Below are 14,315 nucleotides of genomic sequence, written 5' to 3'. Positions count from 1 at the left end.
GGGTAATAGAGGAATTCGGCCCAACCCGCACAGCGCGGCTTGGTCCATCCAGACTGCCAGAATCGCGCACGTTGACCGACCCGCGCGCATCGTGCGCGACCGGAGTCAGTCCGCCGACCGGCCTGGGTCGTACGCGGCGCGCCGCGAGGCCCGCCGTAAGACGGCGAGCACCGCTGGACCGACCCCCACGATCAGGACGGCGTTGGTGATCGCGCGTCCGGTGTCCCACCCACCCGTCGACGTCAGCAGTGTGAATACGAGGAAGCGCGGCAGGTTCTCGCTCAGCGGGGCGCCGGGGACGTAGGAGATGCCCCCGCTGGAGTAAGCGATACCCGCGCCGGTGATGAAGGGCCAGAACCACAGGTTCATCAACAGGCCGAACAGGTAAGAGACGAACACTCCGTAGACCACGAGCATCGCGATCTCTCGCCACCCCCGGACCCGCCGGGGCAGCAGGCCGGCACCGAGGCCGATCCACGCAGAGGTGATCATCTGGAAGGGCAACCAGGGACCGACTCCCGCGGTCAACAACGCCGACGCGAACAGCGACGTGCACCCCAGCACGAACCCGAACCCGGGCCCGAACACGCGGCCTGCCAACACGAGCAAAAAAAAGACGGTCTCGATCCCGGCCGTACCCGCGCCGAGCGGCCGCAGCGCGGCGTTCACGGCCGAGAGCACACCCAGCATTGCGAGTGCCTTCGAGTCCATCCCCCCGTCGGCGATCTGGGCGAGCACGATAAGGACGAGGACCGGCAGGACCGCCGCGAACAGGTAGGGAGCGTCCGTGCCGTGCTGCAGTCCCGACGGCGACACCGATACGAGCAGCGGCCACGCGAACATGGCGAGTCCAGCGAGCGACGCAAGGACCAGCGTCACAGCGGAGCGGCGACCGATGCGGACGGCAGGGCGACCGAGGGTCTCGACGAGGTCGTCCAACGGGACCTTCGGCGCGGGGTCGGCGGTCCACACGCTCATACCGGCATCGCCCCGGCCAATGCGCGACTGACCTCATCGACGGTCAGCCAGTTCGTGTCTCGTTGCGGCGCAAGGATCTTGGCGACCTGAGGCGCGAACGTCGGCGACGACGCGACGACGTCCGACGTCGGGCCGTCGGCGATGACCTCGCCCTCCGCCATCACGACGACCCGGTCGGCGCACCCGGCGACGAACTCGACGTCGTGCGTCGCGACGACGACGGTGCGTCCGTCGTCTGCCAACCGCTCGAGAGTCGCGGCCAGCTGACGCTTCGCCCGGTAGTCGAGGCCCCTGGTCGGCTCGTCCAGCAGCATGACTCGAGGTCCAGCTGTGAGCTGCACGGCAAGCACCAACGCGAGCCGCTGACCCTCCGACAGGTCGCGGGGATGACGATCGATCCGTATGCCTGGCACGAGATCGTCGAGCATCACTCGGCAGGTGCCCTTTAGCCGACCCGTCTCGGCATCCGCAGCCGCGCACTCCGCGTCGACGGTCTGGAGGTAGAGCAGGTCCGACGCGGACTGGGGAACGAGCCCCACCCTGGCCCGGGCATCGGCGGCGGAAAGCGTCGCCGGGTCGAGGCCGTCGACGTCCACGCGACCGCTGTGCCGACGAAGGCTGCCCTGCAGCGCCCAGAGCAGCGTCGACTTGCCCGAACCGTTGCGGCCCATCAGCGCGGTGATCCCGCCGGCCGCCAGGTCGAGGTCGACCTCCCGGACGGCGACGAGGTCGCCGTAGGTCACCGTCAGGCGCCGCGCGCTCAGCAGCGTCGGGCCGAGTCGAGGTCCTGCGGTATGCCTGCGGCCCCCGTCCAACCCCCCGGGACCTTTGCCGGCGAGCAGGTCGCGCAGCGGTTCGGCGCGACGACGGGCGTCGCGCACGGACAGCGGCAACGGCTGCCACCCCATCAACCGGCCGAGCTCGACGACGGGTGGGGCGATAGGCGAGTCCGCCATCAGGACAGCGGGATCGCCGTCCACGACGCGACCGCCGCCGGGGAGGCAGACGAGGCGATCGGCGTACTGCAGGACCCGTTCCATCCGATGCTCCGCCACCACGACCGTCGCCCCCAGGTCGTGGACGAGACGGGTCACGGCGGCGAGCACCTCCTCGGCGGCCGTGGGATCCAGCGCCGAGGTGGGCTCGTCGAGGACGAGGACTCGCGGGTGCGAGGTGAGCACCGCTCCGATGGCCACGCGTTGCTGCTGCCCACCGGAGAGCGTCCGCAACGGCCGTCGGCGCAGCTCGGCGATCCCCAGCAGGTCGAGCGTCTCCTCGACCCGTTTGCGCATGGTCGAGGGCGGCACAGCGAGCTGCTCCATTCCGTAGGCCAGCTCCTCCTCGACTATGTCGGTGACGAACCCGGCGAGCGGGTCCTGACCCACCATCCCCACGACGTCGGCCATCTCGCGCGGCGGGTGCAGCCGGGTGTCGTAGTCGGCGATGCGGACCCGGCCACTCAGCCGGCCTCCGGTGAAGTGCGGCACCAGCCCGTTCATCGTGCCGAGCAGCGTCGACTTGCCGACACCGGTACTGCCGACGACCAGCGCAAGCTCGCCCTCCTCGATGTGGAGGTCGACGTGGTCGAGGGCTCGCTCGGTAGCTCCGACGTACTGCACGCCGACGTCGTCGAGGCGGATCACGGCCGGTCCCCGTGTGCGCCTGTGGCATCGACAAGGCCGAGCACCGGTCGTGGGGCGATGACTCCCGGGAACGCCGCGACGAGCACGGCCAGCAACGGAAGGGTTGTGATGGTCGGCCACTGCAGTGGTTCCAGGGACGGGTTGAGCGAGCTCGGGTCGACCCGGACGGCGAGCAACAGCAGGGCGCCGGTGCCGATCCCGCAGAGCATGACCAGGCAGGCCGCCAGGTCGAACCGGTCCGGCCGGTAGCGCGTCGCGCCAACCCGGCGGCCGGCGACCACGAAGCCGCTGCACCCGAGTGCCAGCCCGAGCAACAGTGTCGGTAGCGCCAGCACCGCGGGCGCGGTCCCGTCCAGGACGTTGTAGACGCCGATGCACACTCCGAACAGGCCGAGGATCGTGAGCAGCCCGGTGACGGTGCGCGTTCGGGACGGGGTGCGCCCGTGCCGCCCGTATCCGCGTGAGTCCATCGCCGCAGCCAACATCAGCGAACGGTCGAGCGCGTCCACGAGCACCGGGACGACGATGGCGTGGAAGGCGTGGCGACCGCGACCGGAGCCGCCGCGCAGTCGTCGGGCGCGGCGTACCCGAAGGACGCTGTCGGCCAGCTGCGGGAACACCGACACGGCGACGACCAGCGCAGTACCGAGGTCATAGAGCGCGCTGGGCACCGACTTGAGCAGGCGCTTGGGGTTGGCCAGCGCGTTGGCCGCGCCGAGGCAGATCACCATGGCCGCCAACCGGATCCCGTCGTAGAGACCCCCGAGCAGCGACTGAGACGTGACCGTCCCGAACAGGCGGATCCCCGCGGCCCATTGCGGCAGGGGGATCTCTGGCAGGACGAACAGGACGTCGCTGCCGTCGCCACCCCCGAAGACGATCCGGTAGAACACCCGGATCACGACGATGACCGCGCCGAGGGTGAGGTAGAGCGAGAACGACCGCGACCAGGGTGCGTCACCCCGCCGGGACACGACGACGTAGCCGGCCGCAGCGATCAGGAGCATCAGGATGAGCGGGTTGGTCGTCCGGCTCGCGGCGACCGACAGCCCGAGCGCCCAGGCCCACCAGGCGATCGGGTGGACCGGACGCGGCAGCCAGTATGCCTGCAAACGACTCGCGCGGCCGGGCGGCCTCGTGTTCGGCGTCCGGGCTCGGGGGGTTCCGGAACGGGTCAGCGGTGCCGTCGTCGCCACGCTGTGCCCGCCCCCGCAGTCACGAGGAACGCGAGGACGCCGAGGCCGAGGATCGTGGCGACGGGGGTCCCGCCCCCGGACGGCGCGGACTCGGCCAACACCTGGTCGGAGCCGACCACCCGACTCGACCCGTCGGTCGTCGCGCCGGAGGACCCTGACAGTGCTCCCGCGGTTCCCGACAGTGCTCCCGCGGTTCCCGACATGGACGACACCGACGGTGGCGCCGACAGTGATGATGTCGCCGACAGTGATGATGTCGATGACCCTGGCGCCGATGCTCCTGCGGACGCCGTCGAACCTGCGGGGGGGTCAGTCGCGGCAAGCGACGGTGGCAGCGACGTCACTCCCCCAGCTCCACCGACACCGCCGGCTTGACCGACTCCACCACCCGCCGGGACTCGTGGCGGCGCAGCCGAACCGGAGCCGGACCCAGAACCGGCTGACCCCGAACCTCCCGGCGCGCCTGGTACGACCGGGTTCGCGCCGGCGGCTCCGGTGGAGGTGGGACTGGGCGGCGGCGCCGGCGGGGATGCGGCGGGGCGGTGGGGCGCGACACCCGGCGCGGCGCTGGAGGCGGTGGTCGCGTTGAGCGAGAACGACCACCCTTCGAAACCACCGGCGATCGCCCGGCGGTTCTTCACGCCGTAGCTGCCGTAGGTCCAGGCCCCGCCGTTCGGCGCGCTCCAGTAGGACCAGTAGGCGGCCGCCGGCGGGGTGTCGATGCACTGCTCGCGATAGCTGGGGTTGCCGGTGACCGGGAGGTCCTGCGTGACGGCGGGCTTGCCGTAGATCCGGCAGATGAAGGCGTCACCCCACCGGCGGACGCCCTCGATCGGGACACCGGCACCGTTGAGCGCGTCGAGGCCCGTCCCGGATCCCGGCAACGGCGCCGGCGCGCAGCGGATCACGATGCCGCCGCCCAGACCCTGGAAGTCCACGACCACGGTGACCCCCTGGTCGTCGGTGCAGTAACCCTCGTAGCCCGCTGCCTGCGCCGCGGAGCCCACCGCGACGAGCCCGCCCAGCGCGAGCACAGCCGCGATCGCAACACGGAGCAGGCGTCGGGTCATCGGCGCTTCGGACGAAGCGCGCTCACGGCGAGGAACACCACGCCGAAAGTGATGCCACCGAAGATGGCCCAGAGGTACGCCGGCAGCCCCGTGCTCGGAGCCCCGGCGGCGCGTGCGGCGACTGCGTCAGGTGATGCGGACGCTGACGTAGCCGGGCTCGCCTGAGAGAGGTCGTCCGTGGTCACCTCGACCGTCGGGCTGGGGCTTTCGGTCGGCGACACCGTGACCCGGACCGTCGTCGTGGACGCCGGCGGGGCAGCCCCCGCGAACGGTGGGACCAGCAAGGGGCTGCTGTCCACCACAGCCGCAGCGGAGGTGTCGACCGCTGGAGATGTCGGGCTCGCGGCACCGACATCGGTGGACCTGCCGCTCGCGCCCGGCGCGGAGCTGGAGCCGGTCGAGACCGGTGGGGTCGTCGGCGGCGGCGGCGTGGTCGGCGGCGGCGGCGTAGTCGTGGGCGGCGGCGGCGTCGTCGTCGTCGGCGGCGGCGTGGTCGGCGGCGGCGTGGTCGTCGGCGGCGGCGTGGTCGTCGGCGGCGGCGTGCTCGTCGGCGGAGGCGTGGTCGGTGGCGTGGTCGGAGGCGTGGTCGGAGGAGTGACCGTCCCGATGAGGTCGACGAACGGCAGCCGGAAAAGCCCGAAGATGGCCTGGGCGCTGGTCCGTCGCCACGGGTCGCGGATGTCGCCGATGCCGTTCGCGAGGCCGTCGGCAAACGAGGCGGGGTTGTAAGCGACGGCCCCGAGGTCCTTCGCCAGCGGTTTACCGACCGTGTTTGCCGCGGTGGCCTGCATCTTGGCGACCCAGTCTCCCGCTTTGGCCGCCTGGGTCGTTCGGCCGCCCGCCTCGAGGGTCGCGGCGACCAAACCGGTGCTGTTGGCGTTGGCGCCCTCGGTGTTGACGCCGCCACCGAACGACCCGTCCGACTTCTGCGCGCTCACGAAGTGGTCGAGGGCCGCCTTGATGGAGGCCTGTGGAACCACGAGGCCCGCTTTGCTGGCCGCTATCAGCGCCTGAGCCGCCATGGCCGTGCCGTCGTTGTCGGGGGCGGCGGCGCCGGAGGGGATGGCCGCCTGGCAGGACAGCCGGTCCGCGTACGACAACCGGAAGTAACCGGCGTCGCACTGCTGGGTCCGCAGGAAGTCGACGGCGCCCTGCACGATGGCCCGGTCCGCGGTGTCGAGCGCGCCCGCGCCGACCAGACCCATGATGGCGAGCGACTGTCCGAAGGTGTTGGTGCTGTCGACACCCAGCCCGGGCGAGTCCATCAGGCGTCCCTTGTCGGCGCCGGACTTGCCGATCAGGTCGAGGGTGCGCTGCCGGAAGTCGTAGACCTTGCCGCCCTTGGTGCGCACCTTGGTGGGGTCGGCACCGGCCGTCTCGGCGGCGAGCAGGACCTTCGCGCTCGCGCCGGCGCTGTACTCACCGGGCAACCTCGCGTAGGGCCCGGCGAAGCTCGCCGCGTTGGCCTGGATGGCCTGCCACGTCGGTTTGAGGTCGCTCTCGGGCAGCCCGCCGGCCTCCATCGCCCAGTAGGTGTCGATGGTCAGACCCCAGTCGACGAATCCGGAGCCGATCGACCCGACGGGGGCGCGGTCGGGGTTTCCCAAGGCATTCAGCTCACCGTGCAGCCACCGCGCCGTCGCGGCGGGGTCACCTGACTGCCCGACCTGCCCGGCCTGCCCCGCCGTGCCGGCGGCATACGCGGCGCCCGCCGAGCTCACGAGGACAGGCGCAGCCACGAGCAGTCCAAGGCCCACGCCCGCCGCGAGAACGGTGCGCGTTGCCCGCAAGGACATCCGGAGGGTCGCGGGGGGGGTCACGTAAGCCTTTCGGCCGATCGAGCGGGCGGAAGGGCGGGAGCACCTGGCGACACAGGGGTGGTGCTGACTCCCGGCTCCCACTGCACTCCACGGCAGTTCGTCTGGAGACCGGTCGCGTCACCAGGCATTCCGGCTCACGGACCGGTCGGGTCCGTCTACGGTTGCGGGTCAGCGCCGGACTCGGACCGGCTTCCCCTGGTTGCGCGTCGGTGTCGACCGCATGGTCGACGGCCCCGACGCTACCACCCCGGACAGGCGCCCAGTGTCGGCAAAGATGGACAAGCACCACCACCCCTCCGCCTCTCGACCGAAGGCCTCGCGACCCATGTCGACCGCCCCACCCACCGCCGATCCTGAGGTCGGCGCAGGCGTCCGCGCCACCTACGCCGCCTTCATCTCGACGGGTTTCGCATTCGCGAGCTGGGCGTCCCGCATCCCGCAGGTGCGCGACGAGCTGCACCTCGAACCCTCGCAGCTCGGCCTGGTGCTGCTCGCCATCGCCGCCGGCTCGCTCATCGCGCTGCCCTCGTCGGGCGCGCTGGTCTCGCGGTGGGGCTCCCGACGCGTGGTCTCGGGCATGGCCCGGCTCAACGGGTTCGGGCTCGCGGTCGTGGCGGTGGGCTACGACTTCGGCGTCGTCTGGGTCGTCCTCGGGTTGTTCTTCTTCGGCTTCGCGCAAGGTGCTTGGGACGTGGCCATGAACGTGCAAGGCGCGCTCGTCGAGCGGCGTCTCGGCAAGGCGATCATGCCGAGGTTCCACGCCGGGTTCAGCGTGGGCACAGTCGCAGGGGCGCTCAGCGGCGCCGCCATGGTCGCTCTGCACATCCCGGTCACCGCCCACCTGCTCGTGGTCGGAGTGCTCGTCGCGCTGTTGGTGCCGGTCCTGGTGCGGCGCTTCATCCCCGACTCGTCGGCTCACGCCGGAGACGAGTCGGTGTCCAAGGGGTCGACCCTTCGGGCCTGGCGGGAGCGGCGCACCCTGCTGATCGGGGTGTTCGTGCTCGCCTTCGCGTTCGCCGAGGGCACGGGCAACGACTGGACGAGCATCGCGCTCATCGACGGGTACGCCACCTCGGCCTTCGTGGGGACGCTCGGTTTCGCGGTCTTCCTCGCGGCGATGACCGCCGGACGGTGGTTCGGGCCGGCCTGGCTGGACCGGTGGGGCCGGGTCGTCGTGATGCGGGTGATGACCGTCGTCAGCCTCGCGGGAGTCCTGGTGTTCGTGTTCGGTGGAGTGACCTGGGTCGCCTTCGTCGGCGCCGTGCTGTGGGGCGCAGGACTGTCGCTGGGCTTCCCGGTCGGGATGAGCGCCGGGGCGGACGAACCGGCGATGGCGGCTCCCCGGGTCAGCGTGATCGCCTCGATCGGCTACTGCGCGTTCCTCACCGGGCCGCCGGTGGTCGGCTTCCTCGGCGACCACCTGACCGTGCTGCGCAGCGTCACGGCGGTCGCGGTGCTGCTCGCGCTGGCCTTCCTCCTCGCCGGACAGGCCGAGCCGGCGCACTCGAATCCCACGGACAGCGCCTGACAGCCACGGCTGGCACGCCGTCCGAACCGATCAGGAATCGAGAAGCACCAACCCCGGGCCGCGTCTAGCGTGGCGGCCATGTGAACACCCCACCCCCCACGTCAGGAGTGACTGACCATGACCGTCCGGATGACCGAGCTCGCAGCACTCACAGCGCCCACAGCAGCGCCGGCTGCGGACAGCCACGACCTGATCCGCGTACGGGGCGCGCGGGTGAACAACCTCAAGGACATCGACGTCGAGATCCCGAAGCGGCGCCTCACGGTGTTCACCGGCGTCTCCGGGTCGGGCAAGAGCTCGCTGGTGTTCGGCACGATCGCCGCCGAGTCACAGCGGATGATCAACGAGACCTACAGCACCTTCGTGCAGGGCTTCATGCCGACGCTGGCCCGCCCGGAGGTCGACGTCCTCGAAGGGCTGACGACCGCGATCCTCGTCGACCAGGAGCGGATGGGCGCCGACCCCCGCTCCACGGTCGGCACGGCGACGGACGCCAACGCGATGCTGCGCATCCTCTTCAGCCGGCTCGGGACACCGCACATCGGCTCACCCCAGGCATTCTCGTTCAACGTCGCCTCGATCTCCGGCGCGGGCGCGGTCACGATGGAGCGCGGCGGCCGGACCACGAAAGAGCGACGCAGCTTCACCATCCTGGGCGGGATGTGCTCACGCTGCGAAGGTCGGGGGTCGGTCAACGACATCGACCTCACCCAGCTCTACGACGCCGGCAAGTCACTCAGCGAAGGGGCGATCATCGTCCCGGGCTACAGCATGGACGGCTGGTACGGCCGGATCTTCATCGGCTGCGGCTTCTTCGACCCGGGCAAGCCGATCGCGAAGTTCACCAAGAAAGAGCTGGCCGACCTGCTCTACAAGGAGCCGACCAAGATCAAGGTCGAAGGCATCAACCTGACCTACGAAGGGCTCATCCCCAAGCTCCAGAAGTCGATGCTGTCCAAGGACGTCGACTCGCTGCAGCCACACATCCGGGCGTTCGTGGAGCGGGCGGTCACGTTCACCACCTGTCCCGAGTGCGAGGGGACCCGGCTCGGCGAGGCGGCCCGGTCCTGCAGGATCGGGGGGACCAACATCGCCGACGCCTGCGCGATGCAGATCAGCGACCTGGCCGCGTGGGTGCGCACGCTCGACGAGCCGACCGTCACGCCCCTTCTCGAGGCGCTCGGCGCGACCCTCGACTCGTTCGTGGACATCGGCCTGGGGTATCTCTCACTCGACCGGCCGGCTGGCACGCTTTCTGGCGGGGAGGCACAGCGCACCAAGATGATCCGACACCTGGGGTCGTCCCTGACCGACATCACCTACGTCTTCGACGAGCCGACGATCGGGCTCCACCCGCACGACATCGAGCGGATGAACGAGCTCCTGCTGCGGCTGCGCGACAAGGGCAACACTGTGCTGGTCGTCGAGCACAAGCCCGAGGTGATCCAGATCGCGGACCACGTCGTGGATCTCGGCCCCGCGGCCGGCGCCGCCGGTGGCGAGGTCGTCTTCGAAGGCACCGTCGAGGGGCTCCGGACCAGCGGCACGATGACCGGGCAGCACCTCGGCGACCGGGCCGCCCTGAAACCGTCGGTGCGCACGCCCTCCGGGACGCTCGAGGTCCGCAGCGCCAGCACCCACAACCTGCAGGACGTCGACGTCGACGTCCCGCTCGGCCTGCTCGTCGTGGTCACCGGGGTCGCGGGCTCGGGCAAGAGCTCACTGATCCAGGGTTCGGTGTCGGGCCGGGAGGAGGTCGTTTCGGTCGACCAAAGCGCGATCCGCGGCTCGCGTCGAAGCAACCCGGCGACATACACCGGTCTGCTCGATCCGATCCGCAAGGCCTTCGCGAAGGCCAACGGCGTGAAGCCGGCGCTGTTCAGCGCCAACTCCGAAGGCGCCTGTCCCGCCTGCAACGGTGCCGGTGTCATCTACACCGACCTGGGCATGATGGCCGGCGTCGCGACGGTCTGTGAGGAGTGCGGCGGGCAGCGCTTCCTGGCGTCGGTGCTGGAGTACACCCTGGGCGGCCAGAACATCGCCGAGGTGCTCGCGATGTCGGTGGCCGAGGCGACGGAGTTCTTCGGTGCCGGCGAGGCGCGCACGCCCGCCGCCCACGCCATCCTCGTCCGGCTCACCGACGTCGGGCTCGGTTACCTGAGCCTCGGCCAGCCCCTGCCGACCCTATCCGGAGGCGAGCGGCAACGGCTCAAGCTCGCCACGCGGATGGCCGACAAGGGCGACATCTACGTCCTCGACGAGCCGACCAGCGGGCTCCACCTCGCCGACGTCGAACGGCTGCTCGGGCTGCTCGACCGGCTCGTCGACTCCGGCAAGTCGGTCGTCGTCATCGAGCACCACCAGGCGGTGATGGCCCACGCCGACTGGATCATCGACCTCGGCCCCGGAGCCGGTCACGACGGCGGCCGGGTCGTCTTCGAGGGCACCCCCGCCGACCTCGTCGCCGACCGTTCCACGCTCACGGGCGAGCACCTCGCGGCATACGTCGGCACCTGACCCCTCCGCCGGGCTGCTTGACTGTGCGGGTGCCAGACCCCACACCCGCGTTGTCCCTCGTCTCCCTGACCAAGACGTTCGGGCAGAAACGGGCCGTTGACCACCTCGACCTGCAGGTCCCGTCCGGCAGCATCTTCGGTCTGGTCGGCCCGAACGGTGCGGGCAAGACCACGACCTTGTCCATGGCGACCGGTCTGCTCCGCCCGGACTCCGGCACTGCCGCCGTCAGCGGCCACGACGTGTGGACCGACCCGCCACGGGCCAAGGCCATGATGGGCGTGCTCCCCGACGGGCTGCGGCTGTTCGACCGGCTGAGCGGGCTGGAGCTGCTTCGCTACGTCGGACTGTTGCGCTCGGTCCCGTTGCCGGACATCGAAAGCCGGTCTGCCCAGCTCCTCGACGCCCTCTCACTGACCGAGGACGCGGACACCCTGGTCGTCGACTACTCCGCCGGCATGACCAAGAAGATCGGGCTCGCCTGCGCGCTCATCCACGCACCAAGGCTGCTCGTCCTCGACGAGCCGTTCGAGGCGGTGGACCCGGTCTCCGGAGAGGGGATCCGCACGATCCTGCGCGGGTATGCCGCGGGCGGCGGCACCGTCGTGCTGTCGAGCCACGTCATGGAGCTGGTCGAGAGCCTCTGCGACCGGCTCGCCGTCGTCGCGCAGGGGAAGGTCCTCGCCATCGGAACCATCGACGACGTGCGCGCGGGTGAGTCGCTGCAGCAACGGTTCCTCGACCTCGTCGGGGTTCGAGCCGGCGGGACGGAGGATCTCGCATGGTTGCGGTCCTCGTCCGTCTGAAGCTCACCCTCCTGCGCAACGGGCTGCGGCGCAGTACCTGGCGGACCGTCGGACTGGTCATCGGTGCGGTCTACGCGCTGGGGGTCGTGGTCCTGGCGTGGCTCGGGATGATCGCCCTGCGCTCGGTGGACGACGCGACCACTGGGGAGGTGACGGTGATCGCCTTCGCCGTCCTCACGGTGGCGTGGCTTTTCCTCAGCCTGCTGGTCTTCGGGATCGACGAGACCGTCGACCCCCGCCGGTTCGCCCTGCTCCCGGTTCCTGCGCGCCGGCTCGTCCCCGGCCTGTTCGTGTCGGGTCTGATCAGCGTGCCGGGAGTCGCGACCAGCCTGGGCGCCCTCGGGCTCGTCGTGACGTGGGCGCGTTCTCCGATCACCGTTCTCGCCTCTCTCGTCGGCGCCGTCCTCGGGGTCGCCACCTGCTTCCTGCTGTCGCGCGCAGCGACGTCAGCGTTCACCCGGGCCCTCGGGTCGCGCCGGTTCCGTGACTTCGCGGCGGTAGCGCTCGCTCTGGTCGGCGCCTCGGTCGGAATCATCTCCAACCTCGCCGGACGGGCCTCGGCCACGAACGTCGCCGAGCTGCGCGCCCTGCTCACCCGGACGGCCGAGGTCGTGGGCTGGTCTCCGTTCGGCTGGGCCTGGTCGGTCCCGGCCGACGTGGCCCGCGGAGCCTGGCCGACCGCCGGAGTCCGGCTCGTCCTCGCCGCGGGGCTGGTCGCCGGCCTCTGGTATGCCTGGCGGCATTTCCTGGCGCTCGGCCTGTGCTCGCCGATGGAGGGCTCAGGCGGCAGCAAACCCGTGAGCCGACACGGTTTCGCCGAGCGGCTCTACCCGGCGACACCCACCGGGGCCGTCGCTTCGCGGTCGCTGCGCTACTGGCGACGCGACCCGCGTTACCTCTCGTCACTCGCCAGCCTGTGCATCGCGCCGATCGTCGTGGTCGTGGCCACGTCGACGCGGTCCAGCAGCCAGCAGACCCCAGTCGCCGCGTTCGTCCCCGTGTTCCTCGCCCTGCTGCTGGGCGCCGTGGTCTCCCAGGACCTCAGCTACGACGGGACGTCGCTCTGGACGCACATCACCTCGGGTATCCCCGGAAGCGTGGACCGGGCCGGGCGCGTGCTCTCGACGCTCACCGTCGTCGGTCCGCTCCTGGTGGTCGTCACCCTCGGGGTGGCACTGATCTCCCGGCAGTGGGACCTGTTGCCCCGCATCGGTGCAGCCACCATCGCGTGCGCTCTCATCAGCCTCGGCGTGGGGAGCTGGACCGGCGCCATCTGGCAGATCCCGGCGCCGCCTCCCGGCGCGAACCCGTTCGCCAAAAACGCCGGGGGTGGCGGCCTCAAGGGGCTCGTCTCGTTCCTCGTGACCGGTGGCATCACCCTGGCCGCCAGCCTCCCGACGCTCGGCCTGGTCATCGCCTCAGTGTGGGTTCCGTGGCTGGAGTGGCCGGCGCTCGTTGTCGCTCTCGCCTCGGGCCTGCTGGCGATCCGGATCGGCATCCGCGGCGGCGGTCGTCGGCTCGACGCGCACTGGCCCGAGGTCCTCGAGGCCGTCTCGGCGCGCAGCTGAGCCGGCGAGAGACATACCAGTGTCGACCCTTCTTGCGTTGCCCGACCAGGCCGAACGGCTGGTCGAGCTGGGCGTGCACCACCTCGCCGGTCTGAGCGCCCCCGCCCTGCGCGACCTCGCCGCCTCACCCGCCAGCGGTCTGTTGGTCCTGGGGCGTCACCTCGTGCCCCCATCGAGGCTCGCGCCCCTGCTCGCCCTCGGCGACACACCCGGTTTCGTCGTAGAGGACATGACCGACGTGGACGACTTTGCGCCCATCGAGGAAGCAACCGTGCCCTCCTGGTCCGCTTATCTTGTCTCTGCACCGGAGCGCGGCGACGAGATGTCGAACTGGAGCCCTGACGAAGCACTTCCGGCGATCACGGCCGCCGGCCGCTCGCCGCTCACCCTGACCGAAGGGATCTACTGGGCGCTCCAGGTTCCCGAGATCCTCGAGCGCAACCACTGCTTCATGACCATCGGCTCCAGGCGGCGTAAACCCCGGGGCGGCCTCGACTCCCGCACCCCGGCCCTATGGATCAGCAACGGGACCGGCCGTGACGGTCGCGAGCGCCGGCACGCACCGAAGGTGGGCTGGTGCTGGGCTGGGAACAGGCATACGTGGCTCGGGTTCGCGTCGACCTCGTCCCGGCGGGAGCTCTGACCGAGGTGCTCGCCGACCGCGGGATGACCTGGCGCTCGGACCTCGGTGCGTGAGTGCTGGCTACGCTCGGCGGCAGCGTCATGTCCGGGGTGACGGCCTGGGCGGTGATCGGTTCCGTCGTGGGGGTGGTCGGGCTCGTGCTGGCGTACTTCGGGTGGACGCGCGAGCACTCCGGGCCGCCTCGGTGACGGTCGGTGACGTTCGAGAGGTCGGTGACCGACAGTGAGTGACGAGGTCCGGGAGTTCTGGGACGGCGAGGCCCCGAGGTTCGACGAGGAACCAGACCACGGGCTGCGCGACCCCCAGGTGCGCGCGGCCTGGCGCGACTTGCTGCTGGCGCAGCTCCCGTCGGCACCCGCCCGCATCCTCGATGTCGGCTGCGGCACAGGGACCCTCTCTGTCCTGCTCGCGGGCGAAGGGTATGCCGTGCGCGGGCTCGACCTCGCCCCGCGGATGGTCGCGGCAGCCCGGGTCAAGGCGGCGGCTGCGGGTGTCGAGGTGACCTTCGAGCAAGGGGACGCGGCCGACCCCGCAGGTGAGCCGGAGGCC

The 14,315-nt window shown here is 70.9% G+C and carries 12 protein-coding genes and 1 riboswitch; of the genes, 7 read left to right on the top strand and 5 right to left on the bottom strand.

The window, feature by feature from the left end; genetic code table 11:
* Window positions 1-105 precede the first annotated feature (105 nt).
* From ABI385_RS04945 to ABI385_RS04925, 5 genes are all read right to left on the bottom strand, one after another.
* Window positions 106-978, bottom strand: a complete 873-nt coding sequence (locus tag ABI385_RS04945) for an ECF transporter S component (protein WP_348102632.1) — start codon at window positions 976-978, stop codon at window positions 106-108.
* Window positions 975-2,621, bottom strand: coding sequence for an ATP-binding cassette domain-containing protein (locus tag ABI385_RS04940; protein ID WP_348102631.1), 1,647 nt, complete (start codon window positions 2,619-2,621; stop codon window positions 975-977). The genes ABI385_RS04945 and ABI385_RS04940 overlap by 4 nt, the downstream gene beginning before the upstream one ends.
* Window positions 2,618-3,733, bottom strand: coding sequence for an energy-coupling factor transporter transmembrane component T (locus ABI385_RS04935; RefSeq protein ID WP_348102630.1), 1,116 nt, complete (start codon window positions 3,731-3,733; stop codon window positions 2,618-2,620). The genes ABI385_RS04940 and ABI385_RS04935 overlap by 4 nt, the downstream gene beginning before the upstream one ends.
* A 62-nt stretch (window positions 3,734-3,795) precedes the next feature.
* Window positions 3,796-4,887 (bottom strand): hypothetical protein, encoded by a 1,092-nt coding sequence (locus tag ABI385_RS04930; protein WP_348102629.1) that lies wholly within the window; start codon window positions 4,885-4,887, stop codon window positions 3,796-3,798.
* Window positions 4,884-6,707, bottom strand: coding sequence for a hypothetical protein (locus ABI385_RS04925; protein ID WP_348102628.1), 1,824 nt, complete (start codon window positions 6,705-6,707; stop codon window positions 4,884-4,886). Before ABI385_RS04925 ends, ABI385_RS04930 begins: the two co-directional genes overlap by 4 nt.
* A 123-nt stretch (window positions 6,708-6,830) precedes the next feature.
* A riboswitch (cobalamin riboswitch) is annotated at window positions 6,831-6,902 on the bottom strand.
* Between the two features lie 130 nt (window positions 6,903-7,032).
* On the opposite strand from ABI385_RS04925, the gene ABI385_RS04920 reads away from it, so the two are divergent.
* The 7 genes from ABI385_RS04920 to ABI385_RS04890 all read left to right on the top strand — a co-directional run.
* Complete coding sequence (locus ABI385_RS04920) at window positions 7,033-8,235, top strand: MFS transporter (RefSeq protein WP_348102627.1); 1,203 nt, start codon at window positions 7,033-7,035, stop codon at window positions 8,233-8,235.
* Between the two features lie 117 nt (window positions 8,236-8,352).
* Complete coding sequence (locus ABI385_RS04915) at window positions 8,353-10,752, top strand: excinuclease ABC subunit UvrA (protein ID WP_348102626.1); 2,400 nt, start codon at window positions 8,353-8,355, stop codon at window positions 10,750-10,752.
* A gap of 29 nt (window positions 10,753-10,781) precedes the next feature.
* Entirely contained in the window at window positions 10,782-11,555 is a 774-nt protein-coding gene (locus ABI385_RS04910; RefSeq protein ID WP_348102625.1) for an ABC transporter ATP-binding protein, read from the top strand.
* Window positions 11,531-13,123, top strand: a complete 1,593-nt coding sequence (locus tag ABI385_RS04905; protein ID WP_348102624.1) for a hypothetical protein — start codon at window positions 11,531-11,533, stop codon at window positions 13,121-13,123. The genes ABI385_RS04910 and ABI385_RS04905 overlap by 25 nt, the downstream gene beginning before the upstream one ends.
* A gap of 19 nt (window positions 13,124-13,142) precedes the next feature.
* Window positions 13,143-13,766 carry a DUF5701 family protein gene (locus tag ABI385_RS04900; RefSeq protein WP_348102623.1) on the top strand — a complete coding sequence of 208 codons (624 nt, stop codon included), beginning with the start codon at window positions 13,143-13,145 and terminating at the stop codon, window positions 13,764-13,766.
* Between the two features lie 53 nt (window positions 13,767-13,819).
* The gene (locus ABI385_RS04895; RefSeq protein WP_348102622.1) at window positions 13,820-13,954 is read left to right on the top strand and encodes a hypothetical protein; all 135 of its coding nucleotides are present in this window, start codon (window positions 13,820-13,822) and stop codon (window positions 13,952-13,954) included.
* Between the two features lie 34 nt (window positions 13,955-13,988).
* A partial coding sequence (locus ABI385_RS04890; protein ID WP_348102621.1) for a class I SAM-dependent methyltransferase occupies window positions 13,989-14,315 on the top strand: 327 nt, incomplete at its 3' end.

Origin of the sequence: Lapillicoccus sp., assembly GCF_039935575.1 — a bacterium.
GTDB lineage: Bacteria > Actinomycetota > Actinomycetes > Actinomycetales > Dermatophilaceae > Lapillicoccus.
The sequence above is the reverse complement of the archived record's forward strand: the minus strand, read 5'-3'. Positions and strand labels throughout refer to the sequence as shown.